Source organism: Murimonas intestini (genome assembly GCF_024622195.1).
In the GTDB taxonomy this organism is placed as follows: Bacteria; Bacillota; Clostridia; order Lachnospirales; family Lachnospiraceae; genus Murimonas; species Murimonas intestini.
Map to the genome: position 1 here is coordinate 111,901 of NZ_JANKBI010000009.1, position 21,524 is coordinate 133,424.

Annotated in this window: 18 protein-coding genes and 1 tRNA gene; 9 read left to right on the forward strand and 10 right to left on the reverse strand. The window is 45.7% G+C overall.

Annotated elements, in window-relative coordinates; genetic code table 11:
- Positions 1 to 89: 89 nt before the first annotated feature.
- From NSB28_RS14005 to argS, 6 genes are all read right to left on the reverse strand, one after another.
- Positions 90 to 887 (reverse strand): class I SAM-dependent methyltransferase, encoded by a 798-nt coding sequence (locus tag NSB28_RS14005; protein WP_109747377.1) that lies wholly within the window; start codon positions 885 to 887, stop codon positions 90 to 92.
- 62 nt (positions 888 to 949) lie between these two features.
- On the reverse strand, positions 950 to 1,579 hold the full coding sequence (locus NSB28_RS14010; RefSeq protein ID WP_109747376.1) for a CPBP family intramembrane glutamic endopeptidase: 630 nt from the start codon (positions 1,577 to 1,579) through the stop codon (positions 950 to 952).
- A gap of 79 nt (positions 1,580 to 1,658) precedes the next feature.
- Positions 1,659 to 3,281: a hypothetical protein gene (locus tag NSB28_RS14015; protein ID WP_257497827.1), complete on the reverse strand. Its 1,623-nt coding sequence runs from the start codon at positions 3,279 to 3,281 to the stop codon at positions 1,659 to 1,661.
- A gap of 250 nt (positions 3,282 to 3,531) precedes the next feature.
- Entirely contained in the window at positions 3,532 to 6,786 is a 3,255-nt protein-coding gene (locus NSB28_RS14020; protein WP_109747375.1) for an Ig-like domain repeat protein, read from the reverse strand.
- Complete coding sequence (locus NSB28_RS14025) at positions 6,783 to 8,402, reverse strand: protein kinase domain-containing protein (RefSeq protein ID WP_109747374.1); 1,620 nt, start codon at positions 8,400 to 8,402, stop codon at positions 6,783 to 6,785. Before NSB28_RS14025 ends, NSB28_RS14020 begins: the two co-directional genes overlap by 4 nt.
- An 811-nt stretch (positions 8,403 to 9,213) precedes the next feature.
- On the reverse strand, positions 9,214 to 10,980 hold the full coding sequence (gene argS / locus NSB28_RS14030) for an arginine--tRNA ligase (protein ID WP_109747373.1): 1,767 nt from the start codon (positions 10,978 to 10,980) through the stop codon (positions 9,214 to 9,216).
- Positions 10,981 to 11,142: 162 nt separating this feature from the next.
- On the opposite strand from argS, the gene NSB28_RS14035 reads away from it, so the two are divergent.
- Entirely contained in the window at positions 11,143 to 11,778 is a 636-nt protein-coding gene (locus tag NSB28_RS14035) for a lactate utilization protein (protein ID WP_109747372.1), read from the forward strand.
- Here the strand turns inward: NSB28_RS14035 and truA are convergent.
- Positions 11,772 to 12,512 carry a tRNA pseudouridine(38-40) synthase TruA gene (truA, locus tag NSB28_RS14040; RefSeq protein WP_109747371.1) on the reverse strand — a complete coding sequence of 247 codons (741 nt, stop codon included), beginning with the start codon at positions 12,510 to 12,512 and terminating at the stop codon, positions 11,772 to 11,774. The two genes, NSB28_RS14035 and truA, sit on opposite strands and share 7 nt — an antisense overlap.
- Before the next feature lie 171 nt (positions 12,513 to 12,683).
- On the opposite strand from truA, the gene NSB28_RS14045 reads away from it, so the two are divergent.
- The 3 genes from NSB28_RS14045 to NSB28_RS14055 all read left to right on the forward strand — a co-directional run bounded on the left by NSB28_RS14045 (position 12,684) and on the right by NSB28_RS14055 (position 14,964).
- Positions 12,684 to 12,956: a hypothetical protein gene (locus NSB28_RS14045; protein ID WP_243134937.1), complete on the forward strand. Its 273-nt coding sequence runs from the start codon at positions 12,684 to 12,686 to the stop codon at positions 12,954 to 12,956.
- Between the two features lie 194 nt (positions 12,957 to 13,150).
- The gene (locus tag NSB28_RS14050) at positions 13,151 to 14,437 is read left to right on the forward strand and encodes a M18 family aminopeptidase (protein ID WP_109747370.1); all 1,287 of its coding nucleotides are present in this window, start codon (positions 13,151 to 13,153) and stop codon (positions 14,435 to 14,437) included.
- Positions 14,438 to 14,517: 80 nt separating this feature from the next.
- Complete coding sequence (locus tag NSB28_RS14055) at positions 14,518 to 14,964, forward strand: GatB/YqeY domain-containing protein (protein ID WP_109747369.1); 447 nt, start codon at positions 14,518 to 14,520, stop codon at positions 14,962 to 14,964.
- A 75-nt stretch (positions 14,965 to 15,039) separates the two neighbouring features.
- On the opposite strand, the gene NSB28_RS14060 is transcribed toward NSB28_RS14055, so the two are convergent.
- On the reverse strand, positions 15,040 to 15,510 hold the full coding sequence (locus tag NSB28_RS14060; RefSeq protein ID WP_109747368.1) for a methylglyoxal synthase: 471 nt from the start codon (positions 15,508 to 15,510) through the stop codon (positions 15,040 to 15,042).
- Between the two features lie 254 nt (positions 15,511 to 15,764).
- Positions 15,765 to 16,565, reverse strand: a complete 801-nt coding sequence (locus tag NSB28_RS14065; protein ID WP_109747367.1) for an SPOR domain-containing protein — start codon at positions 16,563 to 16,565, stop codon at positions 15,765 to 15,767.
- 318 nt (positions 16,566 to 16,883) lie between these two features.
- On the opposite strand from NSB28_RS14065, the gene NSB28_RS14070 reads away from it, so the two are divergent.
- Entirely contained in the window at positions 16,884 to 17,762 is an 879-nt protein-coding gene (locus NSB28_RS14070; RefSeq protein ID WP_109747366.1) for a YitT family protein, read from the forward strand.
- Between the two features lie 53 nt (positions 17,763 to 17,815).
- Positions 17,816 to 18,292, forward strand: coding sequence for a hypothetical protein (locus NSB28_RS14075; protein WP_109747365.1), 477 nt, complete (start codon positions 17,816 to 17,818; stop codon positions 18,290 to 18,292).
- Positions 18,293 to 18,364: 72 nt separating this feature from the next.
- Here the strand turns inward: NSB28_RS14075 and NSB28_RS14080 are convergent, their stop codons facing one another.
- Entirely contained in the window at positions 18,365 to 18,823 is a 459-nt protein-coding gene (locus NSB28_RS14080) for a MerR family transcriptional regulator (protein ID WP_109747364.1), read from the reverse strand.
- A gap of 343 nt (positions 18,824 to 19,166) precedes the next feature.
- On the opposite strand from NSB28_RS14080, the gene NSB28_RS14085 reads away from it, so the two are divergent.
- The 3 genes from NSB28_RS14085 (at position 19,167) to NSB28_RS14095 (ending at position 21,118) form a co-directional block, all read left to right on the forward strand.
- Positions 19,167 to 20,162, forward strand: coding sequence for an aldo/keto reductase (locus tag NSB28_RS14085; RefSeq protein WP_109747363.1), 996 nt, complete (start codon positions 19,167 to 19,169; stop codon positions 20,160 to 20,162).
- Between the two features lie 205 nt (positions 20,163 to 20,367).
- A tRNA-Ala gene (locus NSB28_RS14090) sits at positions 20,368 to 20,440 on the forward strand.
- Between the two features lie 204 nt (positions 20,441 to 20,644).
- Positions 20,645 to 21,118: a hypothetical protein gene (locus tag NSB28_RS14095; RefSeq protein ID WP_257497826.1), complete on the forward strand. Its 474-nt coding sequence runs from the start codon at positions 20,645 to 20,647 to the stop codon at positions 21,116 to 21,118.
- Positions 21,119 to 21,524 lie beyond the last annotated feature (406 nt).

Sequence of the window (21,524 nt, forward strand, 5' to 3'; positions counted from 1 at the left end):
GCCTATAAACAGCTTAATTTGACAAGATAATTTTGCTGCAAAATATCATCCTGATAAACATATAAATCCGATTCACAATTACAGTTATTTTAAGGCTTCCTTGCCAGCTGTAAATCAATGGTATCATATATTGTAAATGTCCCGCCATACTGATTTATTGTTTCTTCTATTTTTGTAAAAAATTCCGTTCTTATCTTTTCTTCAATTGCAATATGGTCTGAATACGTACCAAGTAATTCAATATATTCTTTAGCCAAAAATGTTCTTGTCCTGTAAAACATAGCGTGCCTTATATCAGTAAAACCATATTTTTCTGCAATTTTCGCCCGACAAATAGCCTGTTCTTCACTGTATTCCCTTTCAGCTTTTATATCTTTGCCGTAGTATTCACAATAATATTTTGAATACAGCTTATCAATTTCTGCTGAAATGTCAGGATTGCCCTTATCCCGATACGGATGATTGGCAAATCTTGCAAAAGCTCCGCCATGTTTCAGCATACCATAAACTTTTGTATATCCAATATCTTCTGGTACCCAATGGAAAGCAGACGCAGAATAAACCAGGTCATATTGAGAATCAGGAAAAGAAACATTTTCAAATTTCTCATTTATAACCGAAAAATTTTTATATTCCTCAAACTTTTTCTCACATAATTTTGAGAATTTCTCTCCATATTCAACCGCTGTTAAGATACATCCTGTTTTCAGAATTGGTAATGTTGCCTGTCCTCCTCCAATCCCCACCTCGACAACATGGGATGAATTATCGATGTCAATATACTCAAAAAGCATCTTGTAAAGGTCATCTGTATATCCGGGCCGAAATTTTTCATATGCCGCTGCAACTGTATCAAATGTCCATTCCAAACCTTTATTTACTGTCATAACACATATCCCTCCATCAAACCGCATTTTATCAGCGTCGTTTAAAATGACAAATTTAGGTATTACATTTTGTAAAAGGCATTTATCAGCACCGAAACAAGATTTGCCGCCATATGGAATACAATCGGCGCTTTGAGGTCCCCCCATTTTTCATATACATAGATCAGGATAAGTCCCATGGGAAATGCATAAATGATCTGAACCATATTTCCGTGGTAGAGGGCAAATATCGCTGATGACAGCAGCACTGCCTGATACCCTTTAAGAAATGCCTTCATCCTGCCATATAAAAGTCCTCTGAAAATCAGTTCCTCTGTAACCGGCGCTATGAGTCCGAATCCCGCTATCTGAACCACAAGAGCGCCTGCCATTAGAGATTCCTGTGCCTCATTAGAAAATGTCTGAGTCACACCTGCCAGATTCATGATCCATGTAAAAGCCTGGCTGATTATCACAGCTCCCACAACGATCAGGATATATGTCCAGGCTTTATATTCTGCTTTTTTGATCCTTATTTTTCCCATCTTCTTGTCCCTGCTGTACAGCCACAGCACTACAGGCAGCATGACAAGCGCCGTTAAAGCCGTAACCAGAGTATCTCCCAGAGCAGTTCCCAGAAGTATATACAGGACGGAACCTGCAACATAGTATATTAGCATAGGGTAAATGGAATCTACAAGATTATACAGCATACGCTTCTCCTCTTATGAATGAATTTAATCAAGAGTGCACAAATCCCCGGCTGCATAAATACGGCCGGGGATTCCCACATCAGAACAGGAAAGAAAACTGTCCAAATGCATATCTGAGGACTGTAGAACCAATCCCCAGGATAACAAAAGCATAAATCACGATTGTAATCACATTGTTCACTAAAAATCCCAGGAAAGCTGCATAAACCAGCTGGCTGTCACTGGCTCTTGTAATCCCCTTCATACCGGTGAAGAAGAAGAAATACCCAAGGATGACACCGAGCCCTGCTATCATGTAGGAAAGAAGCGGCGAAAGGATTCCGAAAAGGATCCCTCCTGCCAAAAACGGCAGAACTGCTATTGTCTTAGCTGCCACACAGCAGACTGACTGTCCAAAGCTGACAGGCTGCTTTGAAATCCCGTGGTAAATGGGCATAAATACAGCTGCAAAGGCTATGTTGATTCCGAAAGAAGCGATCAGTACTGAAAGGAACATCAGGAAAATAGTTCCGCCCAGACCGCTCGTAGACCCGGAAAGTGTCCTTAAAACTACTACAAGAACATAGAGTGCCATCAGGACAGATTCCGCTCCTAACAGAAGCATTCCTTCTTTTACGTCACCTTTTGCTGTAAACTGCTTTAAAGACTCAGGATTCTTCAGGCCGCTGATAAATGTTTTCCACATGCCCGACATAGCTGCGCCGAAAGCTCCCGGCTGGCGGTGATGCTGCTGTCCGTAATACCCCTGATACGGTCCCTGGTATGGTCCCGGACCTGGCTGGCCCTGATACGGTGCTCCGGCTCCCGGTCCTCCCGGATACGGCGCTCCCGGCCCCATATGACCCTGATATGGTCCCCCGGCTCCTGGTCCTCCCTGGTATGGCGCTCCAGGACCCGGCTGGCCCTGATACGGCGCTCCTGCTCCCGGCTGACCCTGATATGGTCCCCCAGGTACTGGCTGGCCCTGATATGGCATTCCCGGTATCGGCCCTCCCTGGTATGGCGCTCCAGGACCCGGCTGGCCCTGATACGGTGCTCCGGCTCCCGGCTGGCCCTGATATGGCATTCCCGGTACTGGCTGGCCCTGATACGGCGCTCCCGGTACTGGCACTCCCTGCCCTGACTGGCCCTGATACGGCATACCTGGTACTGGTCCTCCCTGGCCTGGCTGACCCTGATACGGCATTCCTGGTACTGGTCCCTTCTGTCCTGGCTGGCCCTGATGTATTGCCTCTGGTTCCGGATCACTCTCGCCTTCTGCCTCTGCTTCTGACTGACTCTGATCCTCTGTCTCTGCTTCTGACTGACTCTGGTCCTCTGCACCCGGTCCACTCTGGTTTTCCGTCTCTATTTCCAGCTGGATTTGATCTGCTGCCCCGGCTTCAGTGTCCTGCTCCTGTACTTCATCAGCATCATCCGATTCCGTCTGATCCTGATCCAGTACAGTATCCTCAGACATGCTCTCAAGTGTTATATCATCACTCTGCTGGTCCTGATCAGGTTTCTCAGCTGAAGTCAGGTCCTGCTCAGGCTCTTTGGCCTCCGGCTGGCTCTGCCCGGCAGTTTCCTCAGTCTGGAGCGCCTGTTCCGCATCATGTACTGGATTCTCTTCTTCCTGCCCTGCTGCTTCTTTTATTTCCGTCTGGCAAGAGCATACTTCCCCATCTTCAAGCTTTTTCCCACATTGTGTACAAAATGGCATGATTTGTCTCCTCCTTATCGGTATGTACTCATATTTATTTCCAACCACATTTTATTTCCAACCACATTTTGAACCCATATATCGTTCAAAATGACTCAACAGTTTTGCTGTCTTTTATCCATCTGCGGATAAGTCTTGACCTCATGTCAGTGAAGGATATATGCCCGCCACTGCCGCTAAACTTGTTTTTGGCGATTCTTCCCTCCACCTGCAGAGGCGGAGATTTCTCGCTCATTTCGTTAAAATCATATCACAGACGATTAAAAAAGTCCATTCTTTTCACGAAATGTACACATAAAGCTCCGCTTCCCGCAGCCCCGAAAAGGACGATTAAAATCCATAATATTCCCGGAACGCTCCTCTTATCTTCTTTTCCCTCGTTTCCAACCTGCTCTATATTATTCTGATAGCTTACCTCAGCATCTTCTGCCTGTCCGGATACTGCCTCCCCACCATCTGCTTTCCCTGTATTCCCTTCTTTTGGTGCTGGCGCCTTGTCCTCCTTCTTCATCAAACTGCCATTTATGGATCTTTCATTGTTTCCTCCTGCATATATCCCTGTATCTCTACGTTTTGAAATGATCCTGTATCCTTCAAAAGTATTTGAAACGGAAGCCATGTTATCTGCCTTATCCCACGCCTGTACCTTCAGTATGGTCTTCTCTTCATTTAATAAGCTGAGATTCTCTGAAAGCTCCTCTGTTCCATTTACTTCCCATTCCTCTCCTGTGTAGGACTTCCACAGCCTTCCGTTTTTTATGATTTCTACACCGGCGAGACTTATTGCATCCCTGACCTCCACCCTGACCTTGCCCGTAGTTCCCATACTTCCCACAAAGATCAAAGGAGGAGTCTTATCTATTGCAAATACAAGCTCCATCTTCTGCAGCTGGCTGTCTGTTTTATTGCCGGCTCTGTCTGCGGAAGCTACCACTACTTCATATATTCCCTCCTGTTCAAAACAATTTTCATTGATCGTGTACTCATACTTTCTCACCCCGGCATTTTTTTCGGCCGTTTTAACAGTGTAGTCACTGCCATTTTCCAGAACCTTCAGTTCTCCCTCCAGACTCCTGGTAATCGTAGTCTTCTGGACAGAGTCCAAATTTGTCTCAGTTAATACTATTGGAAAACTCTCTCTGTTATAAAATCTGGCGATCCTGTCTCCTGATTCTTTCGCCAGAGAATAGACCGACCCATTTCTGTTCAGAGTAAAATGAATGCTTTTATCTGATCTATTTCCAGCTCTGTCAGTGGCCGTCACAGCCAATTCATAATTTCCATCAGGGTATTGTTCCAGAGGCAGATTCCCCAGAATAAATTCTATGCTGCCATTCCCTCTTTTCATGAGTACAGGCAATGACTTTTCGGACATTATTTTTCCCATCCGGCTCAGGGTAATATCAATGTCTTCTTCAAGAATGTTCAGATCCCTGACCGTCACTCTGGCTGCTGCCCCTCCGTTATATGATACTCCATCCATGAGTCCGCTGATCTCAATCCTGGGAGCCGCTGTATCTATCGTAAATGCCGGGCTTTTAATAATACTTGTATTTCCGACTCTGTCTGTCAATCTGACAGACAGGCTGTACGTTCCATCCCCCTGAATACTCCAGCTTTGGCCAACTCCCCAGTCCGTCCATTCACCGCTCCCTTCTTCTGCTGTCTCTTCACTCTGTACGCCTGTTTTCATTTTTACCAGCCGGGCCTGGACAGTTCTGATGCCGCTTCCCTTATCTTTCGCATATGCAAGGGCTGCAGCTGCACTGTTATTAGAAAAACCGCTCTTGTCAGTCCCGCTTACGGATATCTCACCTTCAGGCGCCTCTCCATCCACTCTGTATGATGCCGAGGCTTCCAGGGATTCTGCCGCCTTCCCCCTTACATTATAGTTTGCCAGTGTAAACTGCCATATGCCGTCATCAGAAAGCGGCCCGCTTTCCACTGCTGTGTTATAACCGCTCTCCGCTTTTGGAACTGCAGTCAGGCTTGTCCCGGCTTTCACCCAAAGTGTACCGTTTTCATCTCTGAAGCTGTTATCAGAGAGTATAGCAAACTGTGTATCCTGGATACTGCCCGGCGTAAGTACAATACTGCCTCTCCTGTAATATCCGGATCCATCTGTAAGGTCATAACAGTAGTTTGCCGTGGGATCCCCCTGATTATCTTCTCTTATTATGATTGCATTTTGATATACAACAGGTTTTCCATCCTCATACATGGGACTCTCTTTCCGTATCACTGTACTGTCAATATCCGGGACCGGCATTTTAAACCCTGCCGGAAATCTGTCTGATGGCTTCCCATTCTCATAAAACCCGCTGACCCTGACAGGAGCCTGCTGATTCTGGAACACCAGATTTCGGTAGTCCGCCTCTGTGTAATACTGCTTCTGTGCATCCCCTATTTCCACATACAGTGTTCTCGGTACGATCTGTATCTGAGGAGGTGAAATCTCAGAAGATATTTCAAGCTCATATCCGTCTGCCTTCTCCCCGGACAGGCTGCAGCTGTATTCCACATTCCAGGTTCCGGCATCGGCGCTTTGTGCCTCCCCCTTTACCTCAATGACCATGCCATGCTCCAGAGCTTCTTCCGTGACAGCTGCCAGCTCTACCTTCCTGCTTCCGTCATAGATTTTCCTTCCATCTGCATAATCTGGTCTTATTTCTATAATTTTCACCTTTTTCTTTATTGCCGTCTCTGTTTCCGTACTATATATATTTTCTTCCGTTTCCTCCTCTGTTTCAGTCTGTTCTTCCTCTCCTGTCTGAGTCTCGGATTCTCTCCCCGGTTCAGGCTCACTTTCTGACTCCTCTCCCGGTTCACTCTCTGATTCATTCTCCGTCCCGCTCTCTGGCTCTGTTTCACTCCCGTTCTCAGATTCACTTTCCTGCTCTGTACCGGGCTCCGGTTCGAACCCGCTTTCCGGTTCGGATTCACTTTCTGACTCTCCTTCTGATTCACTCTCTGATTCGTTTTCTGTCCCGCTTTCCGGCTCTGTACCAGGCTCTGTCTCTGTTTCACCTCCAGACTCTGATTCACTTTCCTTTTCTGTACCGGACTCCGGTTCGGACTCGCTTTCTGGTTCAGTACCAGTTTCAGTCCAGGCTTCGCTTTCTGACTCAGTTCCAGTTTCCGTTCCCGTTTCACTCTCCGATGCAGCCTCACTGTCTGGTTCACTCTCCGGCCCGGACCCGCTTTCTGGCTCTGATCCACTTTCTGGCTCTGATCCACTTTCTGACTCTGATTCGCTTTCTGGCTCTGATTCGCTCTCTGACTCTGATTCGCTCTCTGATTCCAGTTTGCTTTCTAACCAGCTTTCACTCCCTGACTCTATTTCTGTTTTTTCTTCCTGCCTGCCATTTAAGCCGCTTTCCTGCTTATCCTCCGCTCTTTCATCTATCCCGGTATGATATTGTATTCCCCTGGAACTTAGTGTCTGCATGCCAATCACAGGCAGCCCTATACATACGGCGGCTGCTATCGCCCATGCCCTTTTCATCTGCCCCTCTCCACCTCCTGCAAAAATGTGCGGAAGATTGCTTCTTCCGCAAGAATGATAGTTTCTTTTATTCTTCCGGACAGCTGCGGCTCCACACTGCTCTGACTGCCGGATATATCCATCTCCCCCATTTCGTTCTCTATGTCCTCAAGCACTTCCTCCATCTGGGTCTTTGTCACACCAATCTCTCTGAAATCTGCACAGTGTATATATATTTGTGTCACGATCTCATTCATCAGGCGAAGCTGCGTAACATTATTGTCTATTTCTGAGATACTGCTGTCCTTTAATTCCATCAGATCTGCCCAGTACTTCTTATAAATTTCTCTTTTATCTCCTGATACATCTTTTTGTCCCAGTTTTTCATAATAACCTCCTATCCTTAAAAATACCTGTGCTCTCAGCTGATGGGCATGGTCCATTTCTCCCTCAGACGCCTCAGCTGCTTTTTTAAACCATGGCAGTGCATACTTTTTCCCGCCATTTTCCTCGTAAAAATACCAATAAGCCAGTCCAAGCTGATACGCAAATTCCCGGCTGTCTGCCATATTGTCTATTCCCTTCTCTGATATTCCCAGGGCCTCCCACATTTTTTCTTCTTCTCCGGCTGAAAATTTATCATCTTCCAGATATATATCCAGCAGCCTGAAATACGCTTCAGACCTCCCGGCATCTCTTGATATTGCTTTCATGCAGTTTTCCTCTCCGCCCTCCGCCAGCAGTTCATCATATGTCTTCTCTCTTATTTCCGCCTCCTCCCCCCACTTGGGTATTTCATTTCCGGCTGCCAGACATCCTGCTGCCAGCGCCGCAATTATGACGCAGCAGGCACGGTTTTGCCGGCCGGCCCCTTCTAAAGCCTTCCGTACTTCTCTGACAGATGAATACCGATGCTCCGGATTCGTCTCCATACATTTCTGAAGAATTCCCCACATTCTTCTGTTCATCAGTTTCATCCTGCCCATGTTGTCTTCTATGCCCGGTTTTCCGCAGAAAAGCTGGTACAATGTCACTCCCAGACTATAGATATCTGTTCTGGCATCCAGCACTGCATCCCTTGCAAACTGCTCCGGCGCAGCATATCCCCTTGTTCCGAAGCAGGCAATATTAGGAGCTCCGGATCTGGACAGAGAACCATAATCTAAAAGTACAAGTGTACCATTATCCCTGCATATTATGTTTGCCGGCTTGACATCTCCGTGGATAAGAGCCGGCTGCCTGGTATGCAGGTATATCAGGGCATCGCATATCTGTACTCCGTAGTCTTCTGTTCTCTGCAAAGACAGCTTTCCGCTCTTCTTCAGTATCTGTTCAAGTGTCTTTCCTTTTATATATTCCATGATGAGATACGTTTTCTGATTCTCATTTATAATGTCAACGATCTGAACCAGGTGCTCATTGTCAAACCTGCGCCACAGCCCCGCCTCCTCTCTCTGCCTCCCGGCAATCTCCTTTACCGCCCATGCCTTATATGTGCGGATATTAACTGCAAGCCATACACTTCCTTCACCTCCCTTTCCAAGTGGTTTCAGGATCTTATACTTTTTATCCAGCAGGTCACCTCTTCCAATCTGACCACCTCCCGTCTGTATGCTGTAAGCCTGTGCCGCAGGGATATGAGCCCATCATTTCATGCTTTAAACTTGTTCTGGGCAAATTCATTCCTCCGCCTGCCAAGACAGAGGATTCCCCGCTTATTTTATAAACCTAAATCAGAATTTTTGTCTGGAATTATAATGATTTGTAATAGATAATAATAGATTTTAATCAGAATTTTATTAGCTTCTTAAAAGAAACTCCTATTGATTTATTAGAATTTGGTAACTGTTCAGTACCTTCACAGTTACATGCAAAAATCCATTTAAAATCGCCTTCGGCGATGAGATTTTTTGCACACTTGAATCATTTTCTTACGGTCTGTGCAATAAATGCACAGGCCTGCTGAATAGTTACGAATTTGGTAACTACTCAACAGAGGATTCCTCACTCATTTTGTTAAGATCACTATATCTCAAATATACATTTCTGTCCATTAGTAAAATATCATAAATTAATTATGTTTGTTTCTTATTGTATATGATACATTTCAAAGAAGCCAACATTCTCTATTCGAAATTTCCCCTGTTTTACCGCTAATTACATCATGCATCACATGCCTGGACATGTTAGTCAAAATGTACAAAATTAATCTTATTTCAATTTACACAACATGAAAGCCAAAGCCTCCGCGGAAATAACTGCCCCGTACTTTGGCAAGAGACCAAAAGTGCGCTTTGCGCATCCTCCCGGAGGAGTTTATTCTATAGGATAAAAAGGACCAGGACACACGCCCCAATACTGCAGCCTGCATCCTGGTCCTGTAAGCCACAGCGCACCTGCTGTGGCTGTATGTTATGTTCAGGAACGCCCTGGCGCTCCTGTGCCCTGTTACATTCTCTCTGGTGCAGAGAATCCCAGCAGACTTATACACTGCTCAAGTACGTCCCTGCACAGCTGAAGCAGTTTGATAAATCCTGCCTTACGGCTTTCATCCTCCTCTGCAAGGATCTTAGTCTCGTGATAGAATTTATTAAACGCGTTGGCCAGATCATAGATGTATGCGCAGATCTTGTGGGGAGCCAGCTCTTCAAACGCATTTTCCACGGCGCTGTTGAACCGTGAAAGAATAAGCATCAGATCCTTTTCGCCGGAACCTGCTGCAGTACCTATTACACATCCTGACGCATTACCTCCATTTTCTTTATACTTATTGAGAATGGATTTAATACGCACGATCGTATACAGGATATACGGTCCTGTATTCCCCTCAAAGGATGTGAATCTGTCTATATCAAAAATATAATCCTTTGACGCCTGATTTGACAGGTCGCCGTATTTGAGTGCTGAGAGTCCCACGATCTTGGCAGTCTCCTTTGCTTCCTCCGGATCAATATCGTGATTATCTGTGATCTTTTTATACATTTCCTCATTAATGCCCGCAATCAGGGATTCCAGACGCATAACCCCGCCTTCCCTTGTCTTGAACGGCTTGCCGTCTTTTCCGTTCATTGTGCCAAAGCCCAGGAATTCAAGCTTAGTATCTTCCTTCACCAGCTTAGTCTTGCGCGCACAGCGGAATACCTGTGTAAAATATAGCTCCTGACGCTTATCCACCACGTAAATGATCTCATCAGGGTCATATAACTTCATCCTCTCAACGATCGTTGCCAGGTCAGTTGTATTATACAAAGACGCGCCGTCAGATTTTAATATCATGCATGGCGGAATTTCCTTTGTATCCCCTTCCTCCTTCACATCCACAACAAGTGCCCCGTCATCCAGATGGGCATATCCTTCGTCCTTCATATACTGGACCATATCCGGGATGTAAGGCTGGGCGTCTGACTCACCTTTCCACAGGTCAAAATGCACGTCCAGATTCTCATAATTTTTCTTTAAATCTGTTACAGATACATTCAGAATATGCTTCAGAACAGCCTGATATCCCCGTCTGCCCTGCTGCAGCTGGAACGTTGCCTCCATAGCTTCTTTCTTATACTCCGGATCTTCCTTCGAGTAAGCGCTGGCGGCAGGGTAGATGTCTTCCAGCTCACTAATGGTAAATGGCGGCTGTTCCGGATATTCACCTTCAAAGGTTTCATCGAAATAGATGAGATCCGGCTGGCGCTTCTTAAGTTCTGTTATGACAAGCCCCATCTGAAGCCCCCAGTCACCCAGATGCACATCTCCTGTCATATCATGGCCCAGAAAACGTCCCATCCTCTTAATGCTCTCTCCTATAATTGCAGAGCGCAGATGCCCTACATGAAGCGGCTTTGCCACATTGGCGCCGCCGTAGTCTATGATCATTTTTTTAGGCTCTGCTGTCTTCTCTACAGATAAATTCCCGTCTTCCTGCATCTTCCGCAGATAGTCTGCCAGAAATTCATCATTTAATTTCAGGTTAATAAAACCCGGGTTCACTGCAGCTGCCTCTGAAAACATCTCCCCGCCTGCCAGTTTAGCTACCACATCATTTGCTATCATAACAGGCGCTTTTTTATACGCCTTGGCGGCAGCCATGGCGCCGTTGCACTGGTATTCACACAGATCCGGGCGGTTGGACAGTGTTACTTTTCCATAAGCAGCATCATAGCCTGCCTCAGCAAACGCTTTCTCTATTTGTTCTGTTATCATTTCCAGAATCTTTTTCATATGGGTACTCCTTTACCTTGACGGCAATATTCTGCCGTTTTCAGTTACTGTTCACTCCGTGACCACTAACCGTTTTTATACTGACTATTATTATACTGGCTGTTCTGATGATTTTCAATGGGAAATATGCTATAATCAGGAAAAATGCAAGGAGGTCTTATTATGACACCAATGGAATCCTTTTACGAAAAACAGGCAGCCGCTATCATAAAAGCGCTGGAGAAAAGAGGCATGGAGGGTTATTACTGCCCTGACGGAAAATCAGCCGTTGAAAAGGCAATGAGCTTTATACCGGAAGGTTCTTCTGTATCCTGGGGCGGCTCCCAGACTCTGGAAGAATGCGGGATGATGGATGCCCTGAAGTCTTCTTCCCTCACCCTGGTGGACCGCTCGCTTGCCCGCACAGCTGAAGAGAAAAAAGAATATTACAGAAAAGCCTTTTCTGTAGATTATTACTTTATGAGCGCCAATGCCGTCACTCTGGACGGCCAGCTTGTCAACATTGACGGCACAGGCAACAGAGTTGCCGCACTCTCCTACGGCCCGGACCATGTCATCATGATGATCGGCATGAACAAAGTTGTCCATGACACTGATGCAGCTATCAGGAGGGCCCACGACCAGGCGGCTCCCCCAAATGCAATGCGCCTTGACATGAAGACACCCTGCAGCCTTACAGGAACATGTGCCGGCTGCCTCTCCCCTGACTGTATCTGTGCCCAGACCCTGATCACACGTTTCAACCGCACCGAGGGCAGGATCAAGGTTATCCTCATCGGTGAGAACTACGGTTATTGAGGGTAGATAACTTTCAGCAGCGTCAGTCCTCTGGCAGGTGCCGTTGGCCCTGCCAGGCTTCTGTCGCGCCCCCTCAGAATGGACTCTATTTCCTTTGGACTGCGCTTTCCCTGTCCTACCTCGATGAGTGTTCCTGTCATGATCCTGACCATATTATAAAGAAAACCTTCGCCTCTGTACTCAATAAAAAGCTCATCCCCGTATTCTCTGAATGTAACTGCATACAGCTTTCTCACTGTTGTTTTTTTCATCCTTTTATTTGCGCAGAAGCTTCTAAAATCATGTTCCCCTTCCAGATATAAAGCCGCCTGCTTCATTTTTTCCACATCAGGCTTCTCTTCCAGGAATGTTATAAACTTTCTCTCAAATACATGCTTCTGTTCTCCAAATGCAAGATGGTAGGAGTAGATCTTCTCCACAGCATTAAGCCTGCTGTGAAACCGGCCCGGTACCTCCGACACATCCAGGATGCCAATATCTTCAGGAAGATATTTATTCAGATACACCCTGATCTCTTCAGCTGTCCTGCCTCCATCCAGGTGAACATTTGCAACCTGCTCTTTTGCATGAACGCCTGCATCGGTGCGTCCTGCCCCATGCACCTCCACTTCATGTCCCTGCATCCTGGCGAGCACATCTTCTATTTTTCCCTGTATTGTATTTGTTGTATTTCCCTGTTTCTGCCAGCCATTATACTTTGTCCCGTCATACTCGATCAATAATTTATAATTCAATTGAATTCTCCTTTAATATTCTCTAACAGCATTATTTTGCTGAATCATTCTCTTATAATCTGTGCAGTTTTATTTTATCATACATTTTCTGCCGGATGTATTTTTTATCAGCTTTTCCCTAATAATAAATGTGACTTCAATGAACCTTTAAATATTAAGGAGGGCTATACCATGGATAACAGATACAACAGCAAAGAAGATAATGAACTCAGGAATTACGAAAGAGTGAAAGATGATACACCTTCCCTGTCAGAAGCTGCAACAAAAAATGAAGCTGCCTTTGACTCCTATGACTATCTCGGCAATTCCTGCTCTGCCTGGGAATGTACAGGCCTGATCCCTTCTGCTCCCCAGTCCGATGCAGAGCTTGAGTCTTATGAGGATCTTTACCGCTTTGAGGCCCCCAGAATGGCTCCCGAAGAAAATAAAGACAAGGCCAGGTAGCGCAGCAGCTCCCGGGATTTTCGTGCATTATGCACGAAAACACCTCGCGGAACAGTGAAAGGCTGAACTGTTACGGAAATAGCAACAAATAGACCTTTGGGATTGACGAACCTTCCTCCTTCGATTAAACTATGAGTGTATGGACATTCATTTAACGGAATGCATACAGCTTAATTAAGAAAGAAGGATATGACTTGAATACTATTGAAAACTTAACAGAATACCTCAAAAACAGTGTTTCTCCATTCCACATGGTCGGACATTCCATTGACCTTCTGGACCAAGCCGGATTTATCCCCCTTTCCTCTAAGGAATCCTGGACACTTGAGAAAGGAAAGGGCTACTATTGCCGGACTTTCTCAGGTGAACTCTTTGCCTTTAAGATCGGCCGGGATGCCGACTTATCCAAGGGTGTCCATATAGGAGGCGCTCATACGGACTGGCCCTGCCTCCGTGTAAAACCCAACGGTACATTTAATAAAAAAGGATATCTCCAGATAAATGCAGAGATCTACGGAGGGCCTATTCTCAGCACGTTTTTTGACAGGCCTCTGTCCATAGCGGGACGTCTTGCCCTCAAGAGTAAGGACCTCTTAAACCCGGATGTGGTATATGTTGACTTAAAAAAACCTGTCCTTACCATACCAAACCTGGCTATACACATGTCCAGGTCAGAAGAAAATGCCGGAGGCCTTGACAAGCAGACACACCTCATGCCTCTCTGTGCCATGGTGAATGAGACTCTGAACCAGGATGATTATCTCTTGCGTTATATTGCCGGCAGTACAGGGGTAAAATACGAAGATATCCTTGATTTCGAACTGTATATCTACAACCCGGAAGAACCGCAGCTTGTAGGGCTTAACGGGGAATTCCTATCCAGCCCGCGCCTTGACAACGCTACCTCAGCGTGCGCTTTAATCTATGGGCTGATGGACAGCTCACCCTCAGACAGGATCAGTCTGGCCGCCCTGTTCGACAATGAAGAGATTGGCAGCCGCACAAAGCAGGGTGCTGACAGCCAGATGCTGAGTATTATCCTGGAAAAGATCTGGGCTTCCCTTGGGCGGGACAGGATCTCATTCCTCTCTGATATCCAGGGCAGTATGATCCTTTCTGTAGATGTAGGCCATGGTTTCCATCCCAATTACCCGGCCTCCTATGATATTACCACATACCCGAAGCTGGGCAGCGGATTTGTGATCAAGATGGACAGTAACCAGAAGTATACATGGGACTGCGAAGCCGTAGGCGGTCTGATGAACCTCTGCCAGACATTTGGCATTCCATATCAGCGCTGTGTAAAACGCACCGGACAGGCAGGCGGCGGTACCATCGGCTCTCCGCTCTCTGCCCAGGTACCTGTAAAGACTGTTGATATCGGTGTTCCACTTCTTGCCATGCACTCAGCCAGGGAACTGATGGGCACCGCAGACCAAATTTCACTCACAGACGCTGTGACAAGATTCTTTACAGCCTGAATATTTTTGAAAAGCCTTACATGATGTACTGTTTTGATACTGTAAACAACCAACATATTATGAATCAGGAGGAATATAAAATGAGCAGAATAGATGAAGTCAGAAGTGCAATGGTAGCAGCAATGAAGGCTGGTGAAAAGGAAAGAAAAGATTCTCTTTCCATGCTTTTGTCCGCCCTAAAAAATAAAGCTATCGATAAGCGTGAGGATCTGACAGAAGAAGAAGAGAATGAAGTTGTACTTAAAGAGATCAAGCAGACAAAGGAAACTCTGGATCTGACACCAGCTGACCGCACAGACATCATCGATGAATGTACAAAGAGAATTGCTGTTTATGAGGAATTCGCCCCGCATATGTTAAATGAGGACGAGATCAGGAACGTGATCACAGAAGTTCTCACGTCACTTGGGATAGACGCACCATCCGCTAAAGACAAAGGCCGCATAATGAAAGAACTGATGCCCAGGGTAAAGGGCAGGGCAGACGGCAAGCTTGTAAATCAGGTTCTTCAGGGAATGATGCAGTAGCCCCGCTGTATCAGAACAAAAGTGTGATTTAAAACCGGAGCTCTCCACTCCGGTTTTAAATCCCCGCGTAAGTCATTAAAGTGACTTTGCACGCTCCTGGATATTTCTTTTAAAATTAATTACCTGATGCTCATATTCCTTATCCATAAAGGCAGATGTTATCATAAAATCTGCTGTTGCCTTATTATTGGCAATGGGGATGTCATAGACCTGTGCAATACGCAGCAGCGCTTTTACATCCGGGTCATGAGGCTGTGCCTCCAGAGGATCCGAAAAGAACACGATAAAATCCACTTTTCCTTCTACTACTTTTGCCCCGATCTGCTGGTCACCGCCCAGAGGGCCGCTGTTGTAGCCTTTTACAGGAAGTCCTGTCTTTTCTGTGATCATCCTGGCTGTCGTTCCTGTACCGCACAGAAAATGCTTTTCCAGAGTTGACTTATTGTCTGCACACCACTGGATAAGCTCATTTTTCTTCCCGTCATGGGCGATCAACGCAATATTCTTCTGTTTTCCTATTGTGAATGTAATAAATTCATCTTTCATCTTTTCTACCTCTTTTTCTTTTCTTACCACTATGTTTCTAAAGGAATGGCAACTGTTCAGTAATTTCTGCACACCTGTATCATGTGCTCATGGTCTGTGCATTAAAGATACAGGCCTGCTCTTATATTATAAATGCTCCTGGAATATTGTGCAACTAATTTCAGCAGAACGCCAGGTCCTGATGTTACAATTCAGCCGTCTGACTATAACACAGTTTCGCGGAACAGTTAAAAGCTGAACTGTTACGGCCTTATTCAGCCTTCAACGATAAACGCTTCGAACCCGGCCTCCTGCAATTTTTCCACTGTCTTCCTTGCATTTTCTATATTCTCAAATGCCCCGGCCTGGACCTTGTACATGCCCGAAATCTTCTTTACAAATGCCGGAAAACCCTTTTGTGCCAGAACAGCTGAAAAACTTTTGGCCAGCTTCTCATCCTTGTATGACCCGGCCTGGACATAGTATTTGATCTGAATATCCGGCTTGGAGCTGCCATCCGATGAATTCATACATGCCCGGACATCCGCCCTGAAATCATCCATACTCTTCCCGTGTTTCGGGAACCACTGCAGTACATCGATGTGATCTGTGGCAACTCCTTTCTGATACCCCTCCTGATGGCACAGTACATGGCTGGAATCAGGTTCCCACCCATACTTTTTACAAAAATAAGCGCTCAGTTCCACTGCATAAGCATATACCGTGTTAAAATACCTGATATTTTCAGGCAGGGTGGGATCATAATTTCCCATAGTGGCCCACTGTCCATTATACTGGAATGTACCCGGCTCACATATTTCATAGCTGATATACATATCATTCGCCGGGGAACCCGCATGCCAGCTTCTGTGTTTCTCCGGCAGCAGCTGGTATATGCCCGTATCATCAATAATATAAGTCGTACATTCTGACACATCCCCATTCCAGTAGCTGATAAAGTCTTCCGCCGTCCCACCCGGCGTGGCTGTTGAGTGGGTCATGATTCCCTGGGGTGATATTGTTCTTCCGGTTTTATAACAACTGGAGTTCATAAGAATCCTTTTTTTAATTTCCATAATTTTATTCCTTCCGGCAGGCTGCAGTTTTCAAATCTGCAGCTGCTTCACATCTTCACAATTACCACTGCTGAATAGTTACTCATCTCTGTTACTGGTCACGGAGTGAACAGTAACTCACCTCTAGTTTATGCAGCAGTTTCGATTTCGAGAATTATTGCAATTTTTTTCATGTTGTGGTAGACTTATATTACTAAAAGAGCGGATGCGAATTATATCACTATAATTTGCATCCGTTCTTTTTTATGTGCAAAATACAGCGGGGTTCCCAGTACTTCCCCGCTCCTGCACGGATCAATATGAATGGAGGAACTGAAAATGAAACTAAATTCCAAACACAAAGAAAGCATCAAGGCCTTTGCAATAGAGCTGCTTGGCAACATCCTGATCGCCATCGGCATCTATAATTTCGCCATGAATGCACAGTTTCCCATGACGGGATTCTCAGGTATCTCTATCATCTTCTACAGGCTGTTCGGCCTGCCTGTAGGGCTTACCACAATAGTCATGAACATCCCTCTGGCCATCCTCTGCTATAAGCTGCTTGGCCGCACCTTTTTCCTGCGATCTCTCCGCTCGATGATCATCTCTTCTCTGCTCATCGACTTTGGCGCCCCTCTGCTGCCTGTATATGAAGGACCCAGGCTCCTTTCCGCCATATGCACAGGTGTGATAGCCGGACTTGGGTATGCACTCATATATATGCAGAATTCCTCAACAGGAGGCTCGGATTTCATTATCATGGCCGTCAAGGCAGTAAGACCCCACATGTCCATAGGGAAAATCGCCTTTTTATCTGATGTAGGGATCGTACTTGCCAGCGGGCTCATATTCCGGGATGTAGACGGCATTATCTACGGTATGATTGTAAACTATCTGTTTGCAATTGTTACAGACAAGGTCATGTACGGAATAAATGCAGGTAAACTGGCCCTTATCGTCACTTCTGATGGGGCCAGGATAGCAAACACGATTGAAGAATGCTGCCAGAGAGGCTCCACGCTTCTGAAAGCTGCCGGAGGATACAGGCAGGATGACAAAGAGGTGGTCATGTGCGCATGTAATAATAAACAGATGTACGCCGTACAGAAGGCTGTCAAGGCTGCCGATCCTGACTCTTTTATCATTGTCCTTGAATCAAATGAGGTACACGGTGAAGGCTTCCATACGATTCAGGTGGGTGAAAAAAGAGAGTGATAAGGAACCAGTCAGTTTCATCTGCATATTTTAAACAAAAAAGGAATATTTCAATGGCAAACCCAATTTTTGTGCCTGTGACAGGCATTATACAGGAAATAGCACCCTTCCAGAACCAGTGCTGCAATCAGCTTATTACCCTCCGGACATCTGAAAATGTTGTAAACTTCATACTCAATGCTGATACCTATGTGGTGGATAATATGCAGCTGCGCCCAGGGATGCGCGTCACGGCTTTTTATGATGAAACACTTCCGGTTCCGCTCATATACCCTCCGCGCTACCAGGCGGCTCTCATAGCAAGAACAGGAGCTAATGAAAATGTGATGGCAGACTTCTTTGACAGAAATCTAAATGCCGCAAACCATTCTCTTAAGCTGAATCCATCCTCAGCAACCCAGATTGTCACTGCAAACGGCCAGCGCTTTAACTGCAGGCCCGGCGGACATTATCTTATCGTCTTCTATGGCGTGACTACAAGAAGCCTCCCGCCTCAGACCACACCGCGTAAGATCATCGTACTCTGCTGACGCAGTTTCTGCATACTGCCGCCCGGCCATCAGCTATACAGCTGGCGGCCGGGCTGTTATGCCTGACATCTCTTAACCGGAACTGCAAAATTCGCCGTTTCGCGCTGCCAAACTACCGGCTGGTTTTCTATAGTCATCCCAGGATGGGCGCGGCATGCCGCACTCTATTGACCTCTTAATATCTCCATAATAGCTTAATTTTCTCTTTACATGTTCCAGGTCAGCCTGAAGCTGTACGATCTGTTTTTCCACCTGCTCCTTCTGCCCTGACAGAAGAGACAGGATATCATCTATATGATCTTCTTCATTCTCTTCATAAGCAAAGAATGCCTGGAGCTTGGGGATAGACATACCGGTCCCCTTGAAGCAGCAGATACTCCTGAGACGGTTAATGTGCGCTTCTGTATAGATGCGCTGCCCGGTATCTGACCTCCCGATATTTGTCAGTATGCCCATCTCCTCATAATACCGGAGAGTAGAAGCCGGAAGATTAAATAATTGTGATACTTCCCTGATCGTATATGTTTTCATACCATCCTCCATACTTATCTGAATTGTAAAATTCCCGGTTGACTTCAAGTATACTTGAAGTGTTAGTATATGTAAATACAGGAGCTGAAAACTAAACATATATTGCAGCATGGGGGGTAGTGTTCACACGTCACCATCCCGCGAGGTGTTTTCGTGCATATTTGCACGAAAATCCCGAGGGTTGCAGCGCGAAACGGCGGTTTTTGCCGTTTCTGTGCATCGCGGAGCGTGTTACTGGTCACGGAGTGAACAGTAACGCAGGGGGTACTGTTCACATGCCACTATCCCAAGACAGCCGGACTGCTGCAGTATATGCCATGACAGAGAGAAGGAGAATATTTACATGTACAAAGCAAGTGATACAAGATACAATGAGACAGCTTATAACCGCTGTGGCTGCAGCGGCCTGAAGCTGCCAGTGGTATCCCTGGGATTATGGCATAATTTTGGTGATACGGCAGCTTTCAGTAATATGAAAGCGCTGTGCTTTACAGCCTTTGACAATGGCATCACTCATTTCGACCTGGCAAATAACTATGGACCGGAACCCGGCAGCGCCGAGAGAAATTTTGGAAGAATCTTAAAAGAAGACTTGGCCGGATACAGGGACGAGATGATAATCAGCACAAAGGCAGGCTATACCATGTGGCCCGGCCCATACGGAGACTGGGGCAGCAGGAAATATCTTCTTGCCAGCCTGGACCAGAGCCTGCAGAGGATGGGTTTGGAGTATGTAGATATCTTCTATCATCACAGGATGGACCCTGAAACTCCTCTTGAGGAAACCATGGATGCACTGGACCAGGCAGTCAGAAGCGGAAAGGCTCTCTATGCCGGCCTCTCCAACTATGACGGGCCAACCATGGTAAAAGCGGGCAAAATCCTTAAAGAAATGGGCTGCCCGTTCATCATTAATCAGAATTCCTACAATATCTTTAACCGTACCATTGAAAACAATGGTTTGAAGGCTGCTGCCGTGGAGCAGAAAAAAGGAATCATCTCTTTCTCACCCCTGGCCCAGGGAATGCTGACTGACAGGTATTTAAAGGGGATCCCATCTGACAGCCGCATAGCTACAGATGGACGTTTTCTGCATAAAGACCAGCTCACCCAGGAACGCCTGGACTGTATCCGTCAGCTGGATTCCATAGCCAGATCAAGAGGAGAGTCTCTCGCACAGATGGCCCTCGGATGGGTGCTCAGAGACGGCGCCGTCACAAGCGTCCTCATAGGAGCCTCAAAGCCTGAGCAGATCCTTGATAATCTGAAGGTTATAAAACACTCTCCCTTTACTGCTGAAGAACTCAGGAAAATAGATTCCCTTACAGCCGAAAAATAATTGTAACTATTTTGCAGGTAACTGTGAAGGTACTGAACCGTTATAAATAATTTTTAACAAGTAACCGCCCTACGTTTCTGTGCACCGCGAAGCGTGTTACTGGTCACAGAGTGAGCAGTAACGCGCCCCGCTCATGCGGGGCAAATTAAATAAAAATATAGTTGAAAAACTTAGTAAGATAAGATATAATAAAAACATATTTTCCGGGGGCGTAGCTCAGTTGGGAGAGCGCTTGAATGGCATTCAAGAGGCCATGGGTTCAAGTCCCACCGTCTCCATTATAGGATTTCCCTTGTAATAAGGGGAATCCTTTTATTTTACAGCCATCTTTAAATGATATTAATTTTCTAAGAAACCCGAAATTTTTTTTACTACTATATATGATTATGTAGTATATTTTGGGCCAAATCTGAGGATCGGAAAGATGATGAATCAATAGGCAAATTGCCTTTGATTATAAACAAATGAGGGAGGAAATAGTTATGGCAATGATAACATGTAAAGAATGTGGAAAAGAGTTTTCAGACAAAGCTGACAAATGTCCAAACTGCGCAGCGCCTATAGAGTATTCGCGGGAATTTGGTGTTCCTTATGAGGCTCCGCCGTCTTTGATTAAAAAGAAACTAAGTATATGTTTACTGATTTCTTTGATTGTGGGTGTACTTTACCTGATATATAGCGTGTTCTATTGGTCGGGAGCTGCCAGTTCAGGATCTGACGCTTATGAACAGATCGGCGCAGGTATTGCAACTGCACTTGTCATGCCACACCTTATCGCCACATTTATAGCTGCCATATTCAATGCTTTAGGACTGATTATGAAGAAAAGGGGCTTTGCCTTGGCAGGAGCAATCCTATATTCTGTAGCGATGGTATTATTTCCAATGTATTTCATGTTTGTAATCATTGAAGTAATCCTGTCATTTATTGGATACGCCAGAACCCCTAAATATTAATTTGTAAATAAAAGAACCTGCCCCGCCCCAGGGGCAGACAATAATATACTTACCCGGGCAGCCGAACAGGCGGCAGCTCTCTATCCGTTCCGAGTCTTGCGGAAGGAGGAGATGCCTTATGAGTACATATGAGGAATTTATGATTATACTGACCGTTGGTCTTTTAATCACAGCAATTCTGAATTTAAAAAATAAGAAATAGCCGTCCTGCTCTCGTCAAAGTTTAGGAACGGCTATTTCTTTTAGCTAACTAACCTCGCCGGGATGGGTAGTGTGCACCTACCTGTCGGCTGTCTTGTTAAATATATTATAGCAAAATATACATAAATGTCAACACTGTAATGGCTACGCTTACCCAGTCTACTGTTCAGGCATGGATTAATGATATCTCAAAAAAACGAGTCCA

Excerpts from the sequence above, each read along its gene's own strand:
- NSB28_RS14005 (WP_109747377.1), bottom strand. The coding sequence starts at position 887 with ATGACAGTAAATAAAGGTTTGGAATGGACATTTGATACAGTTGCAGCG.
- NSB28_RS14010 (WP_109747376.1), bottom strand. The coding sequence starts at position 1,579 with ATGCTGTATAATCTTGTAGATTCCATTTACCCTATGCTAATATACTAT.
- NSB28_RS14015 (WP_257497827.1), bottom strand. The coding sequence starts at position 3,281 with ATGCCATTTTGTACACAATGTGGGAAAAAGCTTGAAGATGGGGAAGTA.
- NSB28_RS14020 (WP_109747375.1), bottom strand. The coding sequence starts at position 6,786 with ATGAAAAGGGCATGGGCGATAGCAGCCGCCGTATGTATAGGGCTGCCT.
- argS (WP_109747373.1), bottom strand. The coding sequence starts at position 10,980 with ATGAAAAAGATTCTGGAAATGATAACAGAACAAATAGAGAAAGCGTTT.
- NSB28_RS14035 (WP_109747372.1), top strand. The coding sequence starts at position 11,143 with ATGACACCAATGGAATCCTTTTACGAAAAACAGGCAGCCGCTATCATA.
- NSB28_RS14045 (WP_243134937.1), top strand. The coding sequence starts at position 12,684 with ATGGATAACAGATACAACAGCAAAGAAGATAATGAACTCAGGAATTAC.
- NSB28_RS14055 (WP_109747369.1), top strand. The coding sequence starts at position 14,518 with ATGAGCAGAATAGATGAAGTCAGAAGTGCAATGGTAGCAGCAATGAAG.
- NSB28_RS14060 (WP_109747368.1), bottom strand. The coding sequence starts at position 15,510 with ATGAAAGATGAATTTATTACATTCACAATAGGAAAACAGAAGAATATT.
- NSB28_RS14065 (WP_109747367.1), bottom strand. The coding sequence starts at position 16,565 with ATGGAAATTAAAAAAAGGATTCTTATGAACTCCAGTTGTTATAAAACC.
- NSB28_RS14070 (WP_109747366.1), top strand. The coding sequence starts at position 16,884 with ATGAAACTAAATTCCAAACACAAAGAAAGCATCAAGGCCTTTGCAATA.
- NSB28_RS14075 (WP_109747365.1), top strand. The coding sequence starts at position 17,816 with ATGGCAAACCCAATTTTTGTGCCTGTGACAGGCATTATACAGGAAATA.
- NSB28_RS14080 (WP_109747364.1), bottom strand. The coding sequence starts at position 18,823 with ATGAAAACATATACGATCAGGGAAGTATCACAATTATTTAATCTTCCG.
- NSB28_RS14085 (WP_109747363.1), top strand. The coding sequence starts at position 19,167 with ATGTACAAAGCAAGTGATACAAGATACAATGAGACAGCTTATAACCGC.
- NSB28_RS14095 (WP_257497826.1), top strand. The coding sequence starts at position 20,645 with ATGGCAATGATAACATGTAAAGAATGTGGAAAAGAGTTTTCAGACAAA.